23 protein-coding genes are annotated in these 23,777 nt (G+C 38.2%); 16 read left to right on the top strand and 7 right to left on the bottom strand.

Annotated features, from left to right (window positions below; genetic code table 11):
• Nucleotides 1–43: 43 nt before the first annotated feature.
• The 4 genes from glnA to ACSVDJ_RS07530 all read left to right on the top strand — a co-directional run bounded on the left by glnA (nt 44) and on the right by ACSVDJ_RS07530 (nt 4,092).
• Entirely contained in the window at nt 44–1,378 is a 1,335-nt protein-coding gene (glnA, locus tag ACSVDJ_RS07515) for a type I glutamate--ammonia ligase (protein ID WP_094835534.1), read from the top strand.
• A 1,222-nt stretch (nt 1,379–2,600) separates the two neighbouring features.
• Nucleotides 2,601–3,182 (top strand): MptD family putative ECF transporter S component, encoded by a 582-nt coding sequence (locus ACSVDJ_RS07520; RefSeq protein ID WP_439169117.1) that lies wholly within the window; start codon nt 2,601–2,603, stop codon nt 3,180–3,182.
• On the top strand, nt 3,179–3,871 hold the full coding sequence (locus ACSVDJ_RS07525) for an energy-coupling factor transporter transmembrane component T family protein (RefSeq protein WP_439169116.1): 693 nt from the start codon (nt 3,179–3,181) through the stop codon (nt 3,869–3,871). Before ACSVDJ_RS07520 ends, ACSVDJ_RS07525 begins: the two co-directional genes overlap by 4 nt.
• The gene (locus ACSVDJ_RS07530) at nt 3,856–4,092 is read left to right on the top strand and encodes an ATP-binding cassette domain-containing protein (RefSeq protein ID WP_439169114.1); all 237 of its coding nucleotides are present in this window, start codon (nt 3,856–3,858) and stop codon (nt 4,090–4,092) included. The genes ACSVDJ_RS07525 and ACSVDJ_RS07530 overlap by 16 nt, the downstream gene beginning before the upstream one ends.
• Here the strand turns inward: ACSVDJ_RS07530 and istB are convergent.
• Complete coding sequence (gene istB / locus ACSVDJ_RS07535) at nt 4,047–4,811, bottom strand: IS21-like element IS643 family helper ATPase IstB (protein WP_439171295.1); 765 nt, start codon at nt 4,809–4,811, stop codon at nt 4,047–4,049. The two genes, ACSVDJ_RS07530 and istB, sit on opposite strands and share 46 nt — an antisense overlap.
• The gene (gene istA, locus ACSVDJ_RS07540) at nt 4,811–6,355 is read right to left on the bottom strand and encodes an IS21 family transposase (RefSeq protein WP_439171296.1); all 1,545 of its coding nucleotides are present in this window, start codon (nt 6,353–6,355) and stop codon (nt 4,811–4,813) included. Before istA ends, istB begins: the two co-directional genes overlap by 1 nt.
• A 140-nt stretch (nt 6,356–6,495) precedes the next feature.
• Here istA and ACSVDJ_RS07545 point away from each other — a divergent pair, with 140 nt between their 5' ends.
• Nucleotides 6,496–7,794, top strand: a complete 1,299-nt coding sequence (locus tag ACSVDJ_RS07545) for an ATP-binding cassette domain-containing protein (RefSeq protein ID WP_518620371.1) — start codon at nt 6,496–6,498, stop codon at nt 7,792–7,794.
• A 493-nt stretch (nt 7,795–8,287) separates the two neighbouring features.
• On the opposite strand, the gene asnB is transcribed toward ACSVDJ_RS07545, so the two are convergent.
• Both asnB and lexA read right to left on the bottom strand, forming a co-directional pair.
• Nucleotides 8,288–10,162: an asparagine synthase (glutamine-hydrolyzing) gene (asnB, locus tag ACSVDJ_RS07550; protein ID WP_439170887.1), complete on the bottom strand. Its 1,875-nt coding sequence runs from the start codon at nt 10,160–10,162 to the stop codon at nt 8,288–8,290.
• Between the two features lie 190 nt (nt 10,163–10,352).
• Entirely contained in the window at nt 10,353–10,970 is a 618-nt protein-coding gene (gene lexA, locus ACSVDJ_RS07555) for a transcriptional repressor LexA (RefSeq protein ID WP_439170889.1), read from the bottom strand.
• Nucleotides 10,971–11,125: 155 nt separating this feature from the next.
• On the opposite strand from lexA, the gene yneA reads away from it, so the two are divergent.
• From yneA to ACSVDJ_RS07585, 6 genes are all read left to right on the top strand, one after another.
• The gene (gene yneA / locus ACSVDJ_RS07560) at nt 11,126–11,449 is read left to right on the top strand and encodes a cell division suppressor protein YneA (RefSeq protein ID WP_439170890.1); all 324 of its coding nucleotides are present in this window, start codon (nt 11,126–11,128) and stop codon (nt 11,447–11,449) included.
• Between the two features lie 6 nt (nt 11,450–11,455).
• Nucleotides 11,456–12,112, top strand: a complete 657-nt coding sequence (locus ACSVDJ_RS07565) for a YneB family resolvase-like protein (protein WP_439170891.1) — start codon at nt 11,456–11,458, stop codon at nt 12,110–12,112.
• A gap of 71 nt (nt 12,113–12,183) precedes the next feature.
• Nucleotides 12,184–12,417: a DUF896 domain-containing protein gene (locus tag ACSVDJ_RS07570; protein ID WP_439170893.1), complete on the top strand. Its 234-nt coding sequence runs from the start codon at nt 12,184–12,186 to the stop codon at nt 12,415–12,417.
• Between the two features lie 129 nt (nt 12,418–12,546).
• A complete protein-coding gene (gene tkt / locus ACSVDJ_RS07575; RefSeq protein WP_439170895.1) occupies nt 12,547–14,556 on the top strand; it encodes a transketolase in 2,010 nt (669 codons plus the stop codon).
• Nucleotides 14,557–14,716: 160 nt separating this feature from the next.
• A complete protein-coding gene (sirA, locus tag ACSVDJ_RS07580; RefSeq protein WP_439170896.1) occupies nt 14,717–15,163 on the top strand; it encodes a sporulation inhibitor of replication protein SirA in 447 nt (148 codons plus the stop codon).
• An 80-nt stretch (nt 15,164–15,243) separates the two neighbouring features.
• Complete coding sequence (locus ACSVDJ_RS07585) at nt 15,244–15,459, top strand: YneF family protein (protein WP_439170898.1); 216 nt, start codon at nt 15,244–15,246, stop codon at nt 15,457–15,459.
• A gap of 246 nt (nt 15,460–15,705) precedes the next feature.
• On the opposite strand, the gene ACSVDJ_RS07590 is transcribed toward ACSVDJ_RS07585, so the two are convergent.
• Nucleotides 15,706–15,909: a Spo0E family sporulation regulatory protein-aspartic acid phosphatase gene (locus ACSVDJ_RS07590; protein WP_439170899.1), complete on the bottom strand. Its 204-nt coding sequence runs from the start codon at nt 15,907–15,909 to the stop codon at nt 15,706–15,708.
• 203 nt (nt 15,910–16,112) lie between these two features.
• On the opposite strand from ACSVDJ_RS07590, the gene ACSVDJ_RS07595 reads away from it, so the two are divergent.
• The 3 genes from ACSVDJ_RS07595 to ACSVDJ_RS07605 are packed head-to-tail and all read left to right on the top strand — an operon-like array spanning nt 16,113 to nt 17,740.
• Entirely contained in the window at nt 16,113–16,820 is a 708-nt protein-coding gene (locus tag ACSVDJ_RS07595; RefSeq protein ID WP_439170900.1) for a cytochrome c biogenesis CcdA family protein, read from the top strand.
• 43 nt (nt 16,821–16,863) lie between these two features.
• Nucleotides 16,864–17,223: a response regulator gene (locus ACSVDJ_RS07600; RefSeq protein WP_439170901.1), complete on the top strand. Its 360-nt coding sequence runs from the start codon at nt 16,864–16,866 to the stop codon at nt 17,221–17,223.
• A gap of 52 nt (nt 17,224–17,275) precedes the next feature.
• Nucleotides 17,276–17,740: a CcdC family protein gene (locus ACSVDJ_RS07605; RefSeq protein WP_439170946.1), complete on the top strand. Its 465-nt coding sequence runs from the start codon at nt 17,276–17,278 to the stop codon at nt 17,738–17,740.
• Between the two features lie 63 nt (nt 17,741–17,803).
• On the opposite strand, the gene ACSVDJ_RS07610 is transcribed toward ACSVDJ_RS07605, so the two are convergent.
• Together ACSVDJ_RS07610 and ACSVDJ_RS07615 are read right to left on the bottom strand one after the other, a co-directional pair.
• Nucleotides 17,804–18,229 carry a DUF2621 domain-containing protein gene (locus ACSVDJ_RS07610; protein ID WP_439170902.1) on the bottom strand — a complete coding sequence of 142 codons (426 nt, stop codon included), beginning with the start codon at nt 18,227–18,229 and terminating at the stop codon, nt 17,804–17,806.
• 111 nt (nt 18,230–18,340) lie between these two features.
• Nucleotides 18,341–19,426, bottom strand: a complete 1,086-nt coding sequence (locus tag ACSVDJ_RS07615) for an ion channel (protein WP_518620380.1) — start codon at nt 19,424–19,426, stop codon at nt 18,341–18,343.
• Nucleotides 19,427–19,518: 92 nt separating this feature from the next.
• Between ACSVDJ_RS07615 and ACSVDJ_RS07620 the strand changes: the two genes are divergently transcribed.
• Together ACSVDJ_RS07620 and ACSVDJ_RS07625 are read left to right on the top strand one after the other, a co-directional pair.
• Nucleotides 19,519–20,664: an exonuclease SbcCD subunit D gene (locus ACSVDJ_RS07620; protein ID WP_439170947.1), complete on the top strand. Its 1,146-nt coding sequence runs from the start codon at nt 19,519–19,521 to the stop codon at nt 20,662–20,664.
• Entirely contained in the window at nt 20,661–23,777 is a 3,117-nt protein-coding gene (locus tag ACSVDJ_RS07625; RefSeq protein WP_439170905.1) for an AAA family ATPase, read from the top strand. The genes ACSVDJ_RS07620 and ACSVDJ_RS07625 overlap by 4 nt, the downstream gene beginning before the upstream one ends.

Raw genomic sequence — 23,777 nt, forward strand, 5'->3', positions numbered from 1 at the left:
TTGATATACACTTGTAGTTAAAAATGAGGAGGAATTATTTTTTATGGGAAAGTATACTCGTGAAGACATTATGAACTTGGCAAAAGAAGAAAATGTTAAATTTATTCGTTTGCAGTTCACAGACATTTTAGGGACAATCAAAAACGTGGAAATCCCTGTTAGTCAGTTGGAAAAAGCTCTGGATAATAAAATGATGTTTGACGGATCTTCTATTGAGGGATTTGTACGAATTGAAGAATCTGATATGAATCTTTATCCGGATCTTGATACATGGGTAGTCTTCCCTTGGACGGCAGAAAAAGGAAAAGTGGCTCGCCTCATTTGTGATATTTACAAGCCTGATGGAACTCCATTCGAAGGAGATCCACGAAATAATCTAAAAAGAATTTTAAATGAGATGAAAGAATTAGGGTTTTCTAATTTCAATCTAGGACCAGAACCGGAATTTTTCTTGTTTAAACTAGATGCGAATGGTGAACCAACTCTTGAATTAAATGATAACGGTGGTTATTTTGACTTAGCTCCGACAGATCTTGGTGAAAACTGCCGTCGTGATATTGTATTAGAATTAGAAGAAATGGGATTTGAAATTGAAGCGTCTCACCATGAAGTAGCTCCAGGTCAGCATGAAATTGACTTCAAATATGCAGATGCTGTAACGGCATGTGATCACATTCAAACGTTCAAGCTAGTTGTTAAGACGATCGCTCGTAAACATGGCTTGCACGCGACATTTATGCCGAAACCATTATTCGGAGTAAGTGGTTCGGGTATGCACTGTAATATGTCTTTATTCACAGAAGGAAAAAATGCCTTCTTTGATGAAAACGGCGAGCGCCAATTAAGTGAAACGGCGTACCAATTTATTGCGGGTACAATTAAGCACGCGAAAGGATTTACAGCAGTTACAAACCCAACAGTGAACTCTTATAAGCGTCTTGTTCCTGGTTATGAAGCACCTTGTTACGTCGCTTGGTCTGGTCAAAACCGTAGTCCACTTATTCGTATTCCAGCTTCTCGTGGTATGAGTACACGTGTGGAAGTGCGTAGCGTAGACCCAGCAGCGAATCCGTATTTAGCGATGGCGGTTCTTTTACAGGCTGGTTTAGATGGTATTAAAAATAAAATGACACCACCTCCAGCGGTTGATCGTAACATTTATGCGATGAACCAAGAAGAGCGTGCACAAGAAGGTGTAGAAGACTTACCGTCAACACTTGCGGAAGCTCTACAACTTCTGAAGAAAGATGAAGTGATTCAATCAGCTCTTGGTGCCCACATTTTAGAGCATTTCATCGAAGCGAAAGAGATTGAGTGGGACATGTTCCGTACACAAGTACATCCTTGGGAGCGCGAGCAGTATATTCAAATGTATTAATTAAAAAAGTCAGGGTTGTCCCAAAAGTCATTGAAATGACTTTTGGTGGCAGCCTTGTTTTCGTTGGTTTATTAGAAGTTTTATTTGATATTTTTTATGAGCAATCCAAAGATTACTACTAACCGTTATAACACGCAAATGAATTTTCCTCTAGAGATAAAAGAAGAAACTTCTGTTTCCAAGCGAACGCTTTCTCCCACATTTAAACCGTATTATTCCTCTCGAAGCTAAGCGATCTTTGATGAGCAATTGTTTGCCTATTATTCAGGTGGAGGTTGACGCTCGTACCATCCGAAAATAATGTTAAAAGTGAGTTTTATATGGATATTCCCAAAAGGTGTACTCGTTTCGTGGCATTGAAAAGCTCACCGAAAGTGAGTTCGATCACATCAAGGATAATCGGTCGTTCCGCAGATTTTCCTTGCGGGGGATCGACAAGGTGCACGTGGAATTACAGATTCCACAACCTCCTGAAAGTAGCCGGCATCCGCTAGCTACTTTCGGAAACATATAAGAAACTTATAAAAAGAGGTAGAGAAAAAAGATTCGTTTTTCTCTACCTCTTTTATTTTAGGGACTTATTGGACAGCCCCTAGTGATGGTAAGCGAACATGATTATCATAGTCAAGTTGATGGGGATAATTGTATTAATTTTATGCATATATTCGTAGAGGGAAAATTCTGAAATGGAATACTATTGTTTCTTTAGGTAAATATTGGGTTGACAATGATAATCATTTTCGTTTATTATTAATTTGAATGAAAATGATTATCAATAAGGAGGTTGTGAGTACGAAGGGGTTAGTGGATACATAAGTGGATTTGAAAAAGTGTTCAAGAAAGTGCGCGAAATAAGAAGTAAATATTAATTAGCCGTATGATGCTTGAGTGTCAACCTCATTGACCTATACATCTACAAAGGGACTATCTTATGAATTCTAGTACGAATCAAAAATTAATCCAGCTTCTGAAAATACATTAGTCATCGCGATCGATATTACCAAGCATAAACATTACGCTTGTGCGATTGATGAACGAGGAGGTGTGCTCCAAAAATCATTTCCTATCGGACAAGCGCCTGCTGGATATACAGCGTTTTACAAGCAGCTCTTAGCGAGGGAGGAATTCTAAAATGATTGTAGTATAAACATTCTCTAAAATAAGATTGGTGTTCAGAAATCAAAGATAATTAGAAATAAGAATTATAAGTAGGAGGAAGAAAATGAAGTTAAAAGATGTTGTTCAAATTGCAGTGTTAACGGTTATTGGATTTGCTATAGGAATGGTAATTTCTATGTTTACTGGAACTATGGGATCAATCGCTCTATATGTGTCAGCGGGACTTGCAGCGTTCGTGGTAGGACCAGTATTTGTCATAATGGCAAAAAGGGTTAAAAAAAGAGGCGCGGCTTTTTTGTTTTGGATTATATATGGTCTTCTATATGCAGCTATGGGTTATTGGATAATGATTCCGATTTGTTTAGTTTCGGGAATATTAGCAGAGTTAATTATTGGCGATTATACAAAGAATTCAAAAGTTTCAATAGCTTTTGCTGTTGCGATGTTTTTAGTTGCAATGCATCCAATCCTATTTGTTAAACTGCTTGGTACCGAAGGAATTACCAAATTCGCTTCGTCCATCACACCAGAACAAGCACTGAGTATGGTAGAGTTTTATACAGGGACAGCCATTACTATAGCTGTTATAGCCAATATTATTTTGGAATTGTTAGCAGGGCAGTTTGGAGTTTATATTAATAATAAATTTTTTGATAAAAGAAAAGAAAAAGGGATATTGCAATGACTTCAACAAGAAAAGATCAAGAAGGAATGGTAAATCCAATAACTCTTTTCATCTTAATCATAATTATCTCCTTCTTGATTTTTCTTGCAGATGAAAAAGTATACTATGCACTTTTAGGAATGAGCTTTCTGGTAGTCTTTTATTTCTCATACTTAGAGTGTATAAAAAGAGTTGTGGTTTATATTATCATGTTACTTTTGGTTAAAGCACTCGCATATATGGACCTAGGTATTACAACGGGGGCAATTATAGGATTAATTGCCTTAATATTAAAATTATATCCTATTTTTAATATTGGCAGAGTTCTTATCCTTACGAGTCCGCTAAAAATCATGAGTGCATTAAGGTATGTCAAAGCTCCAAACACTATAAGTATTGCTCTTGTTACGGCTTTAAGATATCTAGGAGAATTAAATCTAAGAATGAAAGAAATTAAAAGCGGCATGAAAGTAAGAGGACTAAAGAGCAGTCTATTTCATCCTATCAGGACTTTTGAATTACACTTAATTCCCCTCGTCTATAAGTGTTTACATGTTAGTGAAACTTTAACCTCTTCAATTATATCGAGAGGTATTGAGTATGAAGGAGAAAAAACAAGTTATAAACCGATTTATTTTCAATTAAAAGATGTTCTATTAATTGGAGTTACTTTTATTTTGTTGGTGGTGGTTATATGGAAGAAATTTTAAATGTTAAAATTAACAACTTTCGATACGAAGATAGTGACGTGATTTTAAAAAACATTAATTTAAGTATAAAACAAGGGGAAATAATAGTTTTAACAGGATTATCAGGATGCGGAAAAACAACTTTGACAAGATGTAGACGTCAAGTCGATTTTTACACTTTTTGCTCGTTTCCTTTTTACACTTCTGCTGAAAAAATGCTTTTCCGATTTTTCATCCGATGACTGTCCTCATCTTCCGCACCACGTATAACTTCCACACGATGAAGTAAGCGATCTAAAATAGCTGTGGTGATTCCTTGATCTCCAATTAAATTACCCCATTCATCTGGACTTTTATTTGAAGTTAGGATAATCGAACTTCGTTCGTATAAATGATTAATCAAATGAAAAAATAAGTTTGCTTCTCGCTGATCCATCGCCATATACATTAAATCATCGATAATCACGAGATCGGCATTCCTAATCCGTTTGAGCTGAACTTTGGATTTATTCAGATATTCTTCTGTCTTTAAAAGCTGCACAAGCTCGCCCATTGTAGCGAAGTAAACATTGAATCCTCTGTATACGGCTTCGAGTCCCAGTCCAATGGCGATATACGTTTTCCCAATGCCAGGAGGACCTAGGAGAATTAAATTGTACTGTTGCTCTAGCCAACTTAATTCTCTAAGTTGAGTAAGTTGACGGGCCGTCAGAACGTTTTGACCTTTCAGTTCGAATTCATCTAATGACTTCACGAAAGGGAAGCGTGCCCATTTCATTCTTTTTTCAAGGCTTTTCGCTTCACGTTTTCCTAATTCATATCGTGTTATAGATGCTAAGAATTCTAAGTAGGTCCACGATGCTTTTTCCGCTTCGCGAAGAAGCTGTGGCAGCTCCTCCGCAGTCTCTGATAAGCGTAACTGACGAAATTGATCTTGTAATTCATGCACAGTCCTGTTCATTATGCCCGACCTCCTAAAATACTGGTATACGCATTTAAAGAACGGGTGGAAGCCTTAATATGAGAATGTTTTGGCGAATTATTATGAAAAGATTGTACTTCTTTCATCGCTTCATCATGCAATGTATCAAGGTGGTGAGCGATATCACGAAAATCATTCGCATTGTATAGTTTCTCTGTCATGCATTTAGTCAACACGGTATCAATTAATACTGGATACTGTTGAATCACCTTCTGGATGATCGCAAACTGGTCTCGACGATACCTCGGGTATCTTTGGCTGATCTTATTAAAATAAGCAGCTGCCTGTGTCGGATCTTCAAAGTAAGAGATTAGACGTTGCTTAAGTTCTTCAATCCCTTTCGAACGATCACGGGTATGATGGCGGTTTTGAATAAGTTTTCCTTTTTCTGAGCTAATAATGTGTTCGGCAATGATTTTACCATTTGCTTCTTTTCGTATCACGAGTGTTTGTTGCTCGTCGCCTATCACTTCAACCCATACAAGATTTTCAGTCATTGTTTGATAAGTCCCAAGTGGGACGGAATAACGGTTTGACTTATAACGAATCGTGTTGTCCTTACTTACACTTCTTGTTATACTTTGTTTGTTGCTACTTTCATATGAAAGTAACGAAGGGACTGGCTGTAAGTGTTGCTTTTCGAGGAGAAACACTTCTACTGGTCTTTTTTTCGTTGTTTGGTGAACCTGATGGTTCCCGGTACGTTGAAGCCACTGTAATGCTCGATCATTCCAATCTTCTATGTTGCTAAACACCCGACTGTCTGCGAAATTGCCTTTTATGTATTTCACTACATTTTCAATCATCCCTTTAGATTCCGGATCGGCTCTTCTGCACAAGTAGATTTTGAATTTTCGTTCATTCACATAACTTTGAAACTCAGCTGTTAAAAGTAGCTGTCCTGCATTTTCACTCACTGTGATTAAATGATCCTGATCATAGACGATTTCTTCTGTTCGTCCTCCGTAAAACTGGAATGCATTTTCATGACATCGAATCGCATCTCTTGTGGTAAATGGACGTGCCTGCCATTCCATATATTTATGCCTGGAATGAGCGAGTACAAAGGCAATAAAGTACAGTTTGATTTCTTTGTTGTCCATTGTCTTCTGTTTTGTTTCGCCCCAGTCTACTTGAAGTTGTTTTCCCATTGGTTGTTCAGGAACTGCTTCATATTGACGTACAATAACCTTTTTCTCAATCTGATAAAATTCACGAATGTCTTTCACATAAGATCTCACAGTACTTCCACCGACCAATAGGTCGGGATATCTCTCCAAAAGCCAATCATGAATTTGAGCACTACTCAGGTGAGGATACTCTTCTAGCCAGGCAAGTATCCAGTCTTTATAGGGATCTAGTTTTTTCTTCTTCCCCAAAAGTTGTTCAGTGTAAACTCTTGCCTCATCAAATGTCATTTCTAAATATTTATAAACAGTTGGTCTTGAGATCTTAAGCTCCTTAGCGATTTGTGCTACTTTAAATTTTCTTCTATGCAGTTCATGAATCTTTATATACAACACTAACTTCTCCTCCAAAACCCTAACCTCCAGTAAAATAGCGTTAACATCTATTTTACTAAAGTAATAGGTTGATAGAGCAAAAGTGTAAAATCCTATCAAGCGAAAACTGTCAACTTTATTCTAGCGTTTACACAAGAATTATGAATGGCTTAATTCCATATCATTATGAAGGAAAATTAGAAGGTCAAGTTAGATTGTTTGGCAAAGATTTGTTGAATTACAAGAAAGGAGACATTGCCAAATATATAAGTAATGTCTTTCAAAACCCTTCAGATCAATTTTTTGCAACTATAGCAGAAGATGAAGTTGCTTTGGTTGGAGAAAACTTAGGAATGGATTATGAAGTTCTTGTATCTAGAGTGGAGAATGCTTTTGAAATGATGGATATAAAAGATTTGAGAAAAAGAAAGCTCAATGAATTATCTGGAGGACAAAAGCAAAAAGTAGCAATAGCTTCTACACTTATCTACGATACAAATATTATTTTTTTTGATGAACCTTCAGCTAGCCTAGACTACGAAGGCATTATGCAGTTTAAGAAGACGCTCAAACAATTAAAAGAAATGGGAAAGACCCTAATTATAGCAGAACATAGGTTGTTTTTTTTAAAAGATCTTTACGATCGAATGATTTTTATGGAAAAAGGTGGGATCAAAAAAATCTTTGAAAAAAATGAGTTGACGGAAACAAAGTGTAAAGAGTTAGGATTGCGAACTATAACCTATGACAATTTACAAACTGAAAATACAATTAATTTAAAAGAAACAACTGAAGAAGTACGCAATGTGGATATAAAAATCGGTTCATTAAAACTAATTAAAAACCTTAGTTTTGATTTGCATCGTGAAGAAATTATGGCTATTATAGGCGTTAATGGAGTGGGGAAAAGTACTTTAGGAAGAGTTTTAACCGGATTATTAGGTGGGAGAGAACAAATTTCTTTTGGGGAAACTAAAAGAAAGAGACTTAAAAACTCTTACTATATGATGCAAGACGTAGACTATCAAATATTTTTTGATACGGTGGAAAATGAAATGATACCTGCTATAAAAAAATCAGATGCAGAATTTTTAAATCGTGTTAAAGAGATTCTTTTTAAAATAGATTTATGGGAAAATCGTCTGCAACATCCACAAGAATTATCTGGTGGACAAAAACAAAGACTTGCTTTAGCTAATGCGTTTTTAAACGATCGAAGAGTCATTGAATTAGATGAGCCAACTTCAGGGCTCGATTTTAAACGTATGGAAAAAATCGCTGAGTTAATAAAATTATATGCTGAAAAACGTCCAGTAATTATTATAACTCACGACTTAGAATTAATATTTAAAATTTGCAATACAGCTTTATTGGTTGATCATTCTGGATATGAAAAAATATTTTTAAAAGGTAACGAAAAGAAATTATTGAATTTTATGACAGATAAAATTAAGATTTGAGTCAATTTCATAATTCTTTGAGACGTGTGTACTTAAGTATTTTGTAATGTAGTGTTGAAAGTTGAACACGTTCATGAATTCCTTTTATACGAAATGTTCATACTTCGGCAGAAGGCGTCAATCAACGCCTTTGTAACCTGTATCGTGCAGGTCCGAAATAATCCGGCATTTATGGGCTGTTGATCTCCTACCTACACGTCTGCGCTTTTTCTCCCGTGTTGAGGTGGGAGATTAACAGCTTGTTAACTCAGGATGAATATGGAGATAAGTCTCAACAGAGGCTTATTTAGTCGTGCGTAAAAATAAAATTTATCAAAGTGTGTTTACATGAAAGAAAGCATCTGTCCTTCTTTTTTTACAAAGAATGGACAGATGCTTATCTAAAGTTGCTGGCTATGGGGAGGTTCCTCGGTCTACTTGTTGTAATATCTTTGTTAAAACATGAAAAGCCACCAAGAGAGCGTTGGAGGTTAGTCACCTCCTCCTACTCGATTTATGCTCCAACTAGTTGCCGATCATATAGCTTTTCGACGAACACAGCGTGCCAAATCATGAAGATGAGAACCGTCCAGATTTTGCGACTGTAATCTCCTTTGCCTTGGCAATGGTCATCTAATAATTGTAGAACATATTGCTTATTGATCAGGTGATCAGTTCCGCTCGTCTTAATGATCTGAACCGCCCAATCATGCATTTCATCTTTTAACCAATGTCTAATTGGAACAGGGAACCCTAATTTCTTTCTATTTAACACATGGTCTGGCACAACCCCTTCAGCCGCTTTACGTAAAATATATTTAGTTGTACCGTTAGCGGTTTTCAATTCGGTAGGGATTTGGGAAGCCACTTCAAATACACGTTTATCTAGAAAAGGTACTCTCAACTCCAACGAATGCGCCATCGTCATTCGATCAGCCTTTAATAAAATGTCACCGCGCATCCACGTATGGATATCGATATATTGCATGCGATCTACATCGTCATAACCAATCGTTTCGTCATAGAATGGTTGGGTAATGCTCGTATAATTCATACCAGATTGATAGTTTGGTAGTAAAATTTGTTTCTCTTGCTCCTCGAACATTTTGGCGTTTCCGATATAGCGCTCTTCCATCGGAGTAACTCCACGTTCAATAAAGCTCTTTCCTTTCATTCCCTCAGGCATCATTTGTGATACTTTCTTAAGAAGCGCTTTAAACATAGAAGGTACATAGTTAAAGAGCTTTAATGATTGAGGTTCGCGATAAATGTTATAGCCACCGAATAATTCATCTGCACCTTCGCCAGACAACACAACCGTGACGTGCTTTCTCGCTTCTCTAGCGACGAAGTAGAGCGGAACACAAGCAGGGTCAGCCAATGGATCGCCCATATGCCAAATGATTTTAGGAAGTTCCTTCATATATTCCTCAGGAGAGATAACATAACTAATATTTTCTAGTCCTAATTTTTCAGCGGTTTCTTTAGCCACATCGATCTCGCTAAAACCATTATGTTCAAAACCGACAGAGAACGTCTTAATATTAGGGTGATACGTTTTGGCAATCGCCGCAATAATGGAGGAATCGATACCTCCTGATAAAAACGAACCAACCGGTACGTCGCTTCGCATATGAACATTAACAGAATCGAACAGCACATCTTGAACCATTTTTACATAATCGGTTTCAGAGCGTAAGACAGGAGAAAAAGCAGCTTTCCAGTAAGGTTGAACCTGCATTTTTTCTCCGATTTTCTTCGTGAAATAATGACCAGGCTCCAATTTGTATATATCACGATCCATCGTTTCCGGTTCAGGTACATACTGGTAAGTTAAATAATGCTGTAAGGCATCATTATTTAACCCGGTATCGGACATCGCCTGTAAAATACTTTTCTTTTCAGAAGCAAAATATGTTCGATTTCCGTCTTGTTTATAGAAAAAGGGCTTGATGCCGAAAGGATCTCGTGCGCCGAAAAGCTCCTTACGTTTCTTATCCCAAATAACGAAGGCGAACATTCCTCGTAGTTTGTCCACAGTTTTCTCTTTGATGCGACTATATAAAGCGATAATTGTTTCTGTATCTGAAGACGTATTAAACGTTACGCCCTCTTGTTCTAACTCTTCTCTCAGCTCTACATAATTGTAAATTTCACCATTAAAAATAATCCAATAATTTTCATTTTCAAAAGATAACGGTTGAGTACCGCTCTCGATATCGATAATGCTTAGTCGTCTAAAGCCAAACTGAACATAATCGTCTTGATAATAACCTTCTTCATCTGGACCTCGATGATAAATAATATCATTCATATTTTTAAATTGCTGATCTGATAATCGATTGACAACGTTTATTTCATCGTAGGCACAGCCTATAAAACCACACATATTTTTCACCTTTCCATTTTTAATCGTTAAAGCTTTAAGTTGAAGCTTTTGGAATAAATTAGCTCCTTATTTAAGGTAACATAGTTGCATACAAACTGGAAATGATATGTATGCAGTTTTTTAAATTTGTTATAGAAATAAAAAAGCTTGCTCACAAGAGGGACGCCTTTCATGAGCAAGCTTTAAGTTTCTAATGAACTTGGCGGAAGACACCAATTACTTTTCCAAGAATGGTTACTTTTTTTAAGATGATCGGTGCCATTGTAGAGTTTTCCGGTTGTAATCGAATGTAATCTTCTTCTTTAAAGAAACGTTTAACTGTCGCTTCATCTTCCTCGGTCATAGCGACAACGATATCGCCGTTTTTCGCTGTCTGTTGTTGGCGAACAACTACATAATCGCCATTTAAGATGCCGGCTTCGATCATGCTATCACCCACGATTTCTAGCATAAACACATGCTCATCCCCTGAGGCAAGTCTTTCAGGCAAAGGAAAGTATTCTTCTACATTTTCAATCGCTGTGATTGGAAGTCCTGCTGTTACCTTCCCTATTAACGGTACGTTAATTACATTTTGTTTCGGGACTGCTTCATCAATTTCAAGTACTTCAATGGCTCGTGGCTTTGTAGGGTCTCTGCGAATATACCCTTTACCTTCAAGACGTGCAAGATGTCCATGCACAGTTGAACTGGAGGCAAGGCCAACCGCCTCTCCGATTTCTCTGACGGAAGGGGGATATCCTTTAGCTCTTACTTCTTGCCTAATAAAATCTAAAATATCTTGTTGCCTTTTCGAAATTTTCGTCATCGTTTACACCTCTTTAATTCGACTTTTTTCTTTATTATACCATGTTTGAAAATCAGGTACAAACATAAGTTCGAAAATACACTTGACACAAACGGATGTTCTTAATAAAATAAAAATGAGATTACGAACAAATATTCGGTTAAGGGGTTGTTCCAATGCAAACTTTCATAAAAAATTATTCTATTGTGTTATTATTTATTGTTATTACGATAGTCGCAGGTACTATATTGATTTTTAGTCTTGACGAAGAAAGCAACCAATATTTAGAGGTCGTTGTACAAGAGGGAGATTCATTATGGACGATCGCTGAAAAATATCATAAGATGAACGGCATGAAGCAAGAGGATTTTATTCTTTGGGTTCAAACTGAAAATCAACTGAATACTGCGATGATTCAAGTTGGGGACGTTTTGGTCCTTCCGCTGAATTCAGCTGATCCGGCCTATTCCGATAATCAATTAGCTTTTAGAAAGGATTAATGATGTATGAAAGCAATTATTTATTGCAGAGTGAGTACAAAGAAAGACTCACAAGAAACGTCGCTTGAAAGACAAGAAGAGGAATTGTTGAAGCTAGCGACAACATATGGATATGAAGTAGAAGCGGTGATCAAGGATCAAGCTAGCGGCTATGAACTTGATAGAGAAGGTGTATTACAACTATTGGATAGTGTAAAAGAGGGACTGGCTGAAGTTGTACTTATTCAAGATGAGACGCGGATTGGGCGTGGTAACGCTAAGATTGCTCTTTTGCATTCTTTATTTAAAGAAGGGGCGAAAGTATATACGATCGCCGATGAAGGGGAATTGCAGTTATCTGAATCTGACTCAATGGTCATTAATATTGTTAGTATGGTGGAAGAATATCAAAGGAAGATACATAATTTAAAAATAAAACGAGGCATGAAGCGTGCTGTAGAAAATGGATATCAACCGGAAAAAAACTTAAAAAACCGAGGGAACCTTTCTGGCCGCGATCGTAAAGAAATACCTATAGAAGAGATTGTTCAATTGCGCCATAACCAGCTAACGTTCGGTGAGATTGCAGCCACATTAAGAGGGTTTGGTTTCGATGTTTCAAAAGCGACTGTGCATCGACGGTATAAGGAGTATATGGAGAGCCAACAAGAGATGAATGAGTAACATCTCGCTTGTTTGACAGCTGTTTCTTTAGTAGAATAGTGTGCGAAGTTGTCAGGAAAAGAGGGAATAGCATGCTGTCTGCAGAAAAAATCGCTAGAATTAATGAATTGTCTAAAAAGTCCAAGGCACAAGGGCTAACCGATGATGAAAAACAAGAACAAATGAATTTACGCCAAGAATATTTAAAAGCGTTTCGTAGTTCTATGAAAAATACGGTTGAAACGGTTAGGGTTTTTGACCCGGAAGGCAATGAAGTGACACCTAAGAAAGTTAAAGATATACAAAACCAAAAAAGAATGCACTAAGGCTGGGATTCCCAGCTTTTTGTGGTTATACAAGAAAAGTAAAGAGGAATTCAGCTACTTCTTGTATATTTGGACAAAGACCTATAATATTAAGGATGACTATTATGCGTGGAAGAAAGGATGTTTGTGATGTTTGATAAAGTAGATCAATTAGCAGTAAATACGATTCGCACACTTTCAATTGATGCAATTGAAAAAGCTAACTCTGGTCACCCTGGTTTACCGATGGGGGCTGCTCCTATGGCATACACTCTTTGGAGCCGTTTTTTGAATCATAACCCTAAAAATTCAAAGTGGTTTAATCGCGATCGCTTTGTGTTGTCAGCTGGTCACGGGTCGATGTTATTATACAGCTTGCTTCATTTATCCGGTTATGATCTTTCAATGGAAGAAGTCAAAAATTTCCGTCAATGGGGAAGCAAGACACCTGGACATCCGGAATACGGTCATACAGACGGAGTAGAAGCAACGACAGGACCTCTTGGACAAGGAATTGCAATGGCGGTAGGAATGGCGATGGCTGAACGCCACTTAGCAGCCGTTTATAATAAAGAGGACATCGAGGTTATTAATCATTATACATATACATTATGTGGAGATGGCGATTTAATGGAAGGTGTTGCAGCGGAGGCGGCATCTCTAGCAGGTCACTTGAAACTAGGACGTTTAGTCGTGCTTTATGATTCCAATGATATTTCTCTTGATGGCGACCTTGATAAATCGTTCTCTGAAAGCGTAAAGGGCCGTTTTGAGTCATACGGCTGGCAATACTTGCGTGTAGAAGATGGAAATGACATGGAGGAGATTGCGAGAGCGATTGAAGCGGCACAAAAAGATACAGATCGCCCAACTATGATTGAAGTAAAAACCGTTATCGGTTACGGTTCACCAAATAAATCAGGTAAATCGGATGTTCACGGTGCCCCACTAGGTGCGGATGAGCGGAAATTAACGAAAGAAGCTTACGAATGGACATTTGAAGAAGATTTCTATGTGCCTGATGAAGTATATGCTCGTTTTGAAGAAGCGATCATTCAACCAGGACAAACGAAAGAAAACGAGTGGAATCAATCATTTGCCCAATATAAACAACAATATCCTGAACTTGGTGATCAGCTTGAGCTTGCTATTAAAGGAGAATTAGCTGAAGGATGGGAAAAGGATATTCCTGCTTATGAAGAAGGTAAAAGCATTGCTAGTCGCTCGTCTTCAAGTGAGATTATTAACGCGATTGCTAACAACCTTCCAACATTTATTGGTGGGTCTGCCGATCTTGCTGGCTCCAATAAAACGATGATTAAAAATGCTGAAGATTTTTCAGCGTCAGCTTATGAAGGTCGTAATATTTGGTTCGGTGTTCGTGAATTTGCGATGGGAGCGGCGATGAATGGAATGGCGCTTCATGGAGGCCTTCAAGTGTTTGGTGGAACATTCTTTGTTTTCTCTGATTACTTACGTCCAGCGATCCGTTTAGCAGCTTTAATGGGTCTGCCTGTTACTTACGTCTTCACTCACGATAGCATTGCAGTAGGAGAAGATGGACCGACGCATGAACCGATTGAACAATTATCTGCCTTGCGTTCCATTCCTAACTTGAATGTATTACGTCCGGCAGATGGAAATGAAACAGCGGCTGCTTGGAAATTAGCCATTACATCTAAAGTGACTCCGTCTGTATTAGTGCTTACTCGTCAAAACTTGCCAACAATTCAAGGAACGACTCAAACAGCGGAAGAAGGAGTGGCAAAAGGAGCGTATATCATCTCTGCTTCTGAGAAAGAAACACCAGACCTTCTTCTCCTTGCAACAGGTTCTGAAGTTGGCTTAGCTGTGGAAGCGCAACAAGCTCTACTTCAAGATGGCATTCATGCATCGGTTGTGAGCATGCCTTCGTGGGAACTATTTGAACAGCAAACAGAAGAGTACAAGCGCTCTGTCCTTCCGAAATCTGTGAAGAAGCGACTTGCTATTGAAATGGGAGCTTCTTTAGGTTGGGAGCGTTATACGGGTGATGAAGGAGATGTGATTGCCATTGATCAGTTCGGTGCTTCAGCTCCAGGTGAATTAGTAATGAAAGAATACGGATTTACGGTAGACAATGTAGTCTCACGTGCTAAATTATTATTAGAAAATGTGTAAGACCGATCAGCCAGCTTCTCTAAGGAGCTGGCTTTTTGATGATTTTTCACATTGATTAGCCTAATCGACAAAACTAGTGGTGTTTTTTTTCAAGCTTCAACAAGCTTACGTTTATCTATTGACTATAATAAAATGAAAAGGCTTACAGGAGGGTCAATAGATGAGAAGTTATCAAATATACTGGATCACGGAAGAGTTTGCTCACTATTTTTATGGACGAGAACAAAACTTTTTTCAACTATTTTTTGAAAGCTCCTGTGGGGAAAGCGAACAGCAAGGAATTATTGAAAAGCAAATTCAATACATTACAAACAAGTTTTTTATTTCTCAAGTGAGGGAAATGCTTTGTGAAGCATTATCCGCAAGAAGTTGGTTTAATATACAAAATGACCATTTATTTCAAATCGAACTTCCGAATAATAAAGGACAAGCCGAATTGTTGGCCGATGAGCAATGCTTATATTTAAAGGCTTCTGGAAGTTATGAATCGGAAGCGATTTTTTTCCACGCCTTAAAGAAAATGAAGGCTTACCTGTTTGCTGTTGACTTTAAACGAAAAAATTATGGCTGGCTTGAACCGATAAAAAAAGAAATCTTGTTTAGATAAAGAAAATTTTTCTTTCATGTTGTATAATGACTTGTGGTTTAGTAAACTTTTAGTAGACAACATGAAGGAGGAAGTATTTTATGTGGTATGTGCTAGTCGGAATTCTAGCTCTAATAGCTGGAGTTGCACTTGGGTTTTTCATTGCTCGTAAGTACATGATGGATTACTTGAAGAAAAATCCACCAATTAATGAACAAATGCTACGCATGATGATGATGCAAATGGGAATGAAACCATCCCAGAAGAAGATAAATCAAATGATGGCGCAAATGAACAAACAAATGGATGGGAAGTAAGAATCGTTCCAAGGCTTCATCTACATTTGAACGGAAGTGATGTTTGCCTTCTGTGTGGTTCGTCAAGCCTTGTAGCGATTGTCTACTGATCTAACGAATGGAACCCACTTATTTCTGTTGAAAAGAACAGATGTAAATAAGTGGGTTTTATGCTACGTAAGTATTTTCAATCAGCTGTTTCTCGGGAGTAGAGACGTTTCTTACAAAACAAAAAGTAAACAGGATTGGTTGAGCTTCCTGTTCGTATTAGTTGAGCATTTTATTTTTATAAACTAATGGTTGAATATAATGGCGATCGTAATCGTTTAATAACGCGTCTAACTCTTGGCTATATTGAATAGCTAAAGGAGAATTTAATCCCTTCATGGTTACTACTTCAAATAACTCTAATCGCTTTTTTTCAATCGTATCTAATAATTTCTCTTTAGACACATCAATAGTTCCTTTCACGCTTTTTATTTATTAGGCTAATGATAGTATACCCAATTTTTTTCTTTTTTTCAAAATACTTTTTTTGATCCATGCCTCATTTATATAAGCGTGAGTACTCAGACAGAGGTCAAGTTTCGTTTTGTCACAAAGTATTCATATAATATTTTTTCGCTAAACTTTAAAAACTTTGTTACAATAGCAAAAGAAAGGCAGGGATCTCTATGGGTGATGTCAATATTTTTCTCGCATTTGGAGCTGGCTTTTTAAGCTTTATTTCACCTTGCTGTTTACCGCTTTATCCGGCATTTTTATCATACATAACAGGAATGAGTGTCAATGAATTAAAAAATGACAATGCGATGCTGCAAAGAAGGAGCATGCTTCACACTCTTTTCTTTTTGCTAGGCTTCTCTATCATATTTATTGCGCTTGGGTTTACGAGTTCGTTTGTAGGGAACTTTCTTTTCCAATACCAAGATCTAATTCGCCAAATAGGGGCGATTTTTATTGTCTTTTTCGGTTTGGTTGTTACAGGTATCCTTCAACCTAAATTTATGATGACAGATCGTCGGATTGAGTTTAAAAATCGTCCAAGCGGTTATCTTGGTTCGATGTTAATCGGACTCGCATTTGCGGCAGGGTGGACGCCTTGTACAGGGCCAATATTGCTATCTGTCTTCGCCCTTGCTTCCTCGAATCCAGGGTCAGGGCTGATATATATGATCGCTTATACGCTCGGTTTTGCGATTCCTTTTTTTGTGCTTTCTTTCTTTATTGGCCGTATGAAGTGGATTCGCACACATAGTGCGAAGATTGTGAAAATTGGTGGCTATGTTATGATTCTTATGGGGATTGTTCTATTTTTTGACTGGATGACGAAAATTATTTCGTTGTTAAGTCCCATTTTTGGAGATTTCACTGGATTCTAACATGCATAGCGATAAACAGAAGGTAGAATAAGGAGGAGCTTAAGTGGCAAGGGTTTTGATTGTGGATGATGCAAAGTTTATGAGAGCGACTTTAACGGATATGCTAATAAAATTAAATCATGAAGTAGTCGGTGAAGCTGAAAACGGGGAACAGGCCATTGAACTATATCGAACGTTTCAACCGGATGTCGTGACAATGGATATTACAATGCCTGTGATGAACGGCATAGAAGCAACAAGTGAAATTAAAGCTGAATTCCCTGAAGCAAGCATCATTATCTGTTCCGCTATGGGACAACAAAAAGTGGTGATGGAAGCAATTGAGGCGGGAGCGAAGGACTTTGTGACCAAACCATTTGATGAAGCGCGCGTAGATGAAGCGTTAAGACGCTTGCTAGGCTAAAGTGTTTTTAAGTGGTTTATGAAAATTTATTTTAAGATAAGGATTGATGAAGATGCTGTATATAGCTTCATCTGTTTTTGCTATTTTGATGGGGATCGGTGTGATTTTCATCCGAATGAAAGCTTCAAAGAAACCAACGTCAGTGAAAAAGATTATTTTGCCTCCTTTTTTTATGAGTACTGGAGCATTGATGTTTATTATTCCTGAATTCAGGATTAGTTTAATGGAATTATTAGAAGCGATGACTGTCGGGATGTTATTTTCTATTTTATTAATTAAAACGTCTAATTTTGAGATTCGGGATGAACATATTTATTTAAAACGTTCGAAGGCCTTTCCGATTATTTTAATCAGTTTACTTATTGTCCGAATTATCGGTAAAGGGATTTTGAGTTCTTCCATTGATCTTGGTGAACTTAGCGGCATGTTTTTTATTCTCGCATTTTCAATGATTGTTCCTTGGCGGATTGCGATGTATATCAAATATCGAAAATTAAGTCAAGAAATGATCAAATAGGTAATGTATGATTAAAAAAGAGGCACCCATATTAAATTGGGTTAGCCTCTTTTTAGTCATGTATTAAAATAAATGTTCATATGGAGTCATATCAATGTTCATTTCGGTTAGCTTCTTTCGTAAAAACTTATGGTCGCGTTTCGGTGTAGCGATGATGTACCCGCGGATGACTAAGTCTTGTGTTACTACTTTGGCGTTTTCCTTTAATGTGATTTCACCGATTTTTCCAGCAATTTTATGGCGAGCCACATCGCGGAATAGTTCAGGTACCGGGCTTACGAGTTCTTCGAGTAAATCTTTCTCTTGTTGCTTCCATAGATGTCTCGTTTGTTCGACATAGTATTCTTCCCAGTCCATATCAGAACGACCATCTTCTTTTGGAAAGCGTTTCAAAAACTTTCTAAACATAAAGAAGCCTCCAATAGCAAAGCTTCCCATTAAGATAACGACCCAGAATAAAATGAAATAAGAAAACCAACCTTCTAGCATTATGTAACCCCCAGCCATCACTTACTTTCGTTACTATTATAGACAATTGATGGAGGTGAAACAATAGATAAACTAGCAGAGATCGTTTTCTAGTAGGTTCTATGAAAAGTATTATGGAAGACGAGTTTTCATTTTCGTCATTTCTGTGAGGATTTGTTCATAATGATCATCGTCACATGAAAATAATAAGCAGGCGGAATCAGGGATTCTATCATTTCGTTTTTGAATCACACTCATATCTCCTCGATCAGAAATGAGATTCGCTCCTCGTATTTCTAACCATTCATTGACTTCTCCATAAGTAGCCCAAAGGTTTTCCGGTCGAATTTGTCGTAAATCATGCCCCGCTTGATCGTTTAACAATTGGAAAAATAGCTGATTGGATCCTTCTACGACAGCCGCTTTTGCCATCATGCGAGCGATTGATTCGGTAGAGAGAACAATTTCATCAATATTTGCTTTTTCAAAACTTGCTCGATGACTTTCTTTCCGCATTTCCGCAATTGTATATAGTTCGATGCCATGTTTAACCGAAAATGCCTCGATGCTAGCTGCAATCAATAGTGTATGACCATCAGCTAATGTGGAATCATGAATGTGAGAAGGGGAGAAAATAGAGATGCGACGGCAATGCCGAATATTGGCTTTGTCTAGCGTACTTTCTTCCGTTAAATTGCCTTGAATATAATGGAGACGTTCATGAGCGATTGGGCACTTCTCTAGCGTGTCAATAAGCACGATTTCAGCTTCTGGATAGTCAAATAAGACCGATGAAATCGCCTCTTTTGATTTCTCTTCGCACCAGCCGATAAAAATGTAATGTCCTTTTTTATGATAGCTCAACTTTCCTTCCTCCTTATATTGTTGGTAAAGAGAAAAAAACTGAACAATTTTTCCGATTACCATCCCTAATATGCCGATGCCTAGTAAATATAGAAAAATAATGGCGAACAATCGTCCACCCGTTGTTTCGGGAGAATAATCACCATATCCAACTGTTGTTACGGTCGTCATTACGTACCAGAAACTATCAAACACAGTTGGAAAAGTATCCGGTTCTAACCATCTCATGACGAAAGCGGAGAGAAAAAGCAATCCGCCCGCCCAAAAAAAGAGATGACGAAATCTCGTTTTTTGAACCATTCCTAACATTTTTAAAAAGAATTGCATGTAATCACCTTCTTTTAAAGGATTCATTCTTTTCAGTATACTATATTATTGTTTGACGTTTGCATTCATATAAGAATTCGTTACTATTAAATATATAGACTATGACAGAGGTGAGAGCAGTGAAGTTTATTCATACAGCAGACTGGCATTTAGGAAAGCTCGTTCATGGAGTATATATGACAGCTGAACAGAGGGAGGTACTTCGGCAATTTGTCGAAATGGTTAAACAAGAAAAACCGGATGCGGTCGTGATCGCAGGGGATTTGTATGACCGTTCGGTTCCGCCTACAGAAGCTGTTGAGCTACTAAATGAGGTGATGTTTCAAATCAATGTCGAGCTTGAGACGCCGATTGTCGCGATTGCTGGAAATCATGACAGTGCAGAACGGTTATCTTTCGGTGCTTCATGGTTTAAGCAGAGCAACTTTTATTTAAAAGGAAAGCTCGATCAAGACTTCACACCTGTATCAATTAACGGTGTAAATTTCTACTGTGTTCCTTATGTAGAGCCTGGAGTCGTTCGCGAGCTATTAGGCGATGAGTCGATTCATTCTCATCAAGAGGCAATGAAAGCGATCATCGGAAAAATAGAAGAAGAGATGAATCAAGATGAGATCAACGTATTTGTTGGGCATGCGTTTGTTCTTGGCGGTCAAACGAGTGATTCCGAACGAACGTTATCGGTCGGCGGCTCAGGCTGTGTAAGTATTGATTTGTTTGAGCCTTTTGATTATACAGCTCTTGGGCATTTACATAGTCCTGATGCGATTCGCCATGACGCCGTCCGCTATTCAGGGTCGCTATTAAAATACTCTTTCTCTGAAGCGAAACAGCGGAAAAGTATTTCGATTGTTGAGATTACAGATGATGGAAAAGTGACGATTGAAGAACGAACGCTCATTCCAACAAGAGATATGCGTGAAATAGAAGGGACGCTTGAAGAATTACTAGATCCAAGTCGCATTCAAACAGAACAAGTAGAAGACTATTTAAAAGTTACTTTGCTCGACAAAGGTGCACTCATTGATCCGATGAATAAATTAAGACAAGTATATCCGAATGTGTTACATCTTGATCGAAAAATCGAACTTACGGATCAAAAAAAGAAACAAAATTATACGTCAGTACGTGATGAGAAGAAAACCGAACTGGATCTCTTCTCGGACTTTTACACACAAATGACGACGGAGCCATTTACGTTAGATAAGAAAGAAGTAATGGAGAAAACGATCCAAGAGGTCAAATTGGAGGTCGAGCAAAAATGAAGCCGTTAAAATTAACGATGCAAGCATTTGGTCCGTATGCCCAAACAGAAGTCATCGATTTTGGTCAGCTAGAAAATCATACGATGTTTGTGATTTCTGGTCGAACAGGATCGGGAAAGACGACGATCTTTGACGGGATCAGCTTTGCGATTTATGGGCGAGCGAGTGGGGAGGGGCGCACAGGTTCCGAACTTCGCAGCCATTTTGCTAGCGATGACATGTTAACAGAAGTGAAGCTTCAATTTTCGTTAAAGGGTCATACATATGAAATTCATCGTTCCCCTCAACAAGAAAAAAAGAAAGAACGTGGGGATGGTTATCGAACGGTAACGGCAAAAGCAGAGCTGTATGAATGGACAAATAATGGAGAAAAAAAGCTTCTAGCAGCCAACGTACGAGACGTCGATGAAAGAATTAAAGAAATCGTTCAATTAGACGCCAATCAGTTTCGCCAAATATTAATGATTCCTCAAGGAGAGTTTAGAAAATTACTCGTTTCTGATAGCAAAGATAAAGAACAAATACTGCAACGATTATTCCACACACAATTTTACAAAAAGATTGAAGAGAAGCTAAAGATAGAAGCAAATGCTTTAAAACAGCAAGTGCAATCGGGTGCTGAGGAACGAACGCAGCTATTAAAAAGTATTCAATCACCTTCCGAAGAAATGGTTCAATTACTTGAAGCGTCACCTTTAAATGAAGCAGCTGTACTTACTCAGCTTGCAAAAGACATCGAAGACTTGACGGCTCAATCGGAGCATATTCAACAGACTCTTTCGAAGCAGAGCGATTTACGTGATGAATGGAACAAAAAGCTCGATCAAGCTGAGCGAATCATGATTCAAATCGAGAAAAAAGAGCAGTTGGATAAACAACTGCAACAATTGCAGGCTAGACAAGAGGAGATTTTACATAAACAAGCGGAAATCACTTGGGCCGAAAAAGCAACGAAGCTTGAGCAACAGGAAAAAGAGTGTAAGACGTTAAAGAGTGAACTTGATCGGCTTCATGACAGAATGGAACAGACGAAAAAGGATTTAGCTTTAAAGCAGGAAGCTTACATTCAAGCGGAAAAGGTATGGGAAGCAGAGAAGTCAAAAGAAGACGAACGACATCAGGCGACTGAGGAAGTCAGTAAATTACATGCGATGAAGGCAGCTGTTTATTCACTAGATGATGAGCAACAACAGCTAAAACAATGGGAGAAACAAACGGAGCAATTAGAAGATCGTCGTTTGCAATTATCTGATCATTACGAGAAAGTTGAGCATCAAATCGATCAAGTCGAGACAGAACTCTCTTCTTTAGATCATTGGCAAAGTCAGCTGTATCAAGAAGAAACGAAGCTAACAAAAGTAAACAGCCATATTCAGCTGAGTCATGACATAGCAACGAAACGAACGGACATTTCGCTACTTCAACAACAGCATCGTGAGTGCAAAGAGCAAGAGAAAGAAAAAGGTGAACAGCTTCTTCAAGTTCGAACTACACTAGCGGCGTTAGAGTCAGGGTGGAATAAGCATCAAGCGGGGGTACTAGCTGCGACATTAATACATGGAGAAGCTTGTTCGGTTTGTGGTTCTACCCATCATCCACACCCAGCTTCAGAAGTGTTAGAAGGACCTGCGAAAGAGGAAATTCAATTAGCGAAAGCGGAGCTAGAGAGGCTAGAACAGGAGCACCGTACAATAGAAAAGAGCAAACTCGAGAAGCAGACCCGTCTTGAACTTAATATAGAAGCGTTAGAGAAGCTGGAGCAAGAAGCGAAAGCGAGTGGTTTAGACAATGACTTCTCAGCTCAAGAACTCTGGAAGCAAAAGCAAGCGAGTGAAGCGATCATTCAAGAAGCGCAGGAAAGACTGAAATTAAAAACAAAATGGATGGAAACGAAGGAAGAGTTGAAACGATCGAAACAGAAACTGCAACAAGAGATCAATGAGCTGAATACGAAGATAAGTCACTCTCAAGAACGATTTTTCACAAAGCGCGCAGACGTGGAGCAATTATTGAAAAATATTCCGGTTGCTATTCAGCAGAAACTAGCTTTTGATCAAGCACTCCAACAAGCTGAAAAAAGGAAACAACAACTGCTTGATCAATTCGACCAAGCAGTGCAGCAAAAACAGTTACACGAAAACAATGTCGCGACAGTAGCCGCCACTCTTCAAGAAGTGGAATACATGCATCAAGGGAAACAGGAGCAACTAGCAAAAGAGCGTAACGTGTTTCTAGAGTTAATGGATCAGTATCAGTTTAAAGATTATAAGCAATATGAAAGCAGCAAGCGATCGGAAGCGGCCGTTAAGCAACTACAGCAAGAGATTATGAGCTATAACGAGGATTTACGATCCGTCTCAGATAGAAGGCAAGAACTCATCCAACTGTTAGAGGATGTTGAAAAGCCGGATGTGGAGCGAATCAAGCAGGAATTAGCATCGATCACGGAGCAAATGACCGCCGAGCAGGAGAGATGGGCTGTGACATCCGCCCTCATTCGTGATTGTCAGCGAATTAAAGAACGAGCAGAGGGACTAAACGAAGATTTAAAGGAACTAGAGGAAAAATATCGATTAATTGGGCATCTGTATGACATGGCACACGGAAACAATGTTCATAAGTTAACTTTTGAAAGATACGTACTCGCTTCATTTTTAGATGATATTTTAATGGTCGCCAATGAGCGTCTCATCAAAATGACCGCAGGGCGTTATTATTTACTTCGAAAAACAGATCGAGCGAAAGGCAATGCACAAAGTGGTCTTGAATTATTAGTGTTTGATCAATATACAGGACAAGAGCGCCACGTCAAAACATTATCTGGTGGAGAAAGCTTTAAAGCCTCTTTAGCGTTAGCGCTCGGCTTAGCAGAAGTCGTTCAACAATATGCGGGGGGTGTATCGTTAGAAACGATGTTTATTGATGAAGGTTTTGGTACGCTCGATCAAGAATCACTCGACCAAGCGATTGAAGCATTGATGGATATTCAAAGCAGTGGTCGATTAGTGGGAGTGATTTCTCACGTTCCAGAATTGAAAGAAAGAATAGAAGCGCGCTTAGAAGTGATTTCTACTCAAAGCGGTAGCTACACGGAGTTTCAGTTTTTTGGATAA

Source organism: Bacillus sp. Hm123 (assembly GCF_051842975.2).
In the GTDB taxonomy this organism is placed as follows: Bacteria; Bacillota; Bacilli; order Bacillales; family Domibacillaceae; genus Bacillus_CE.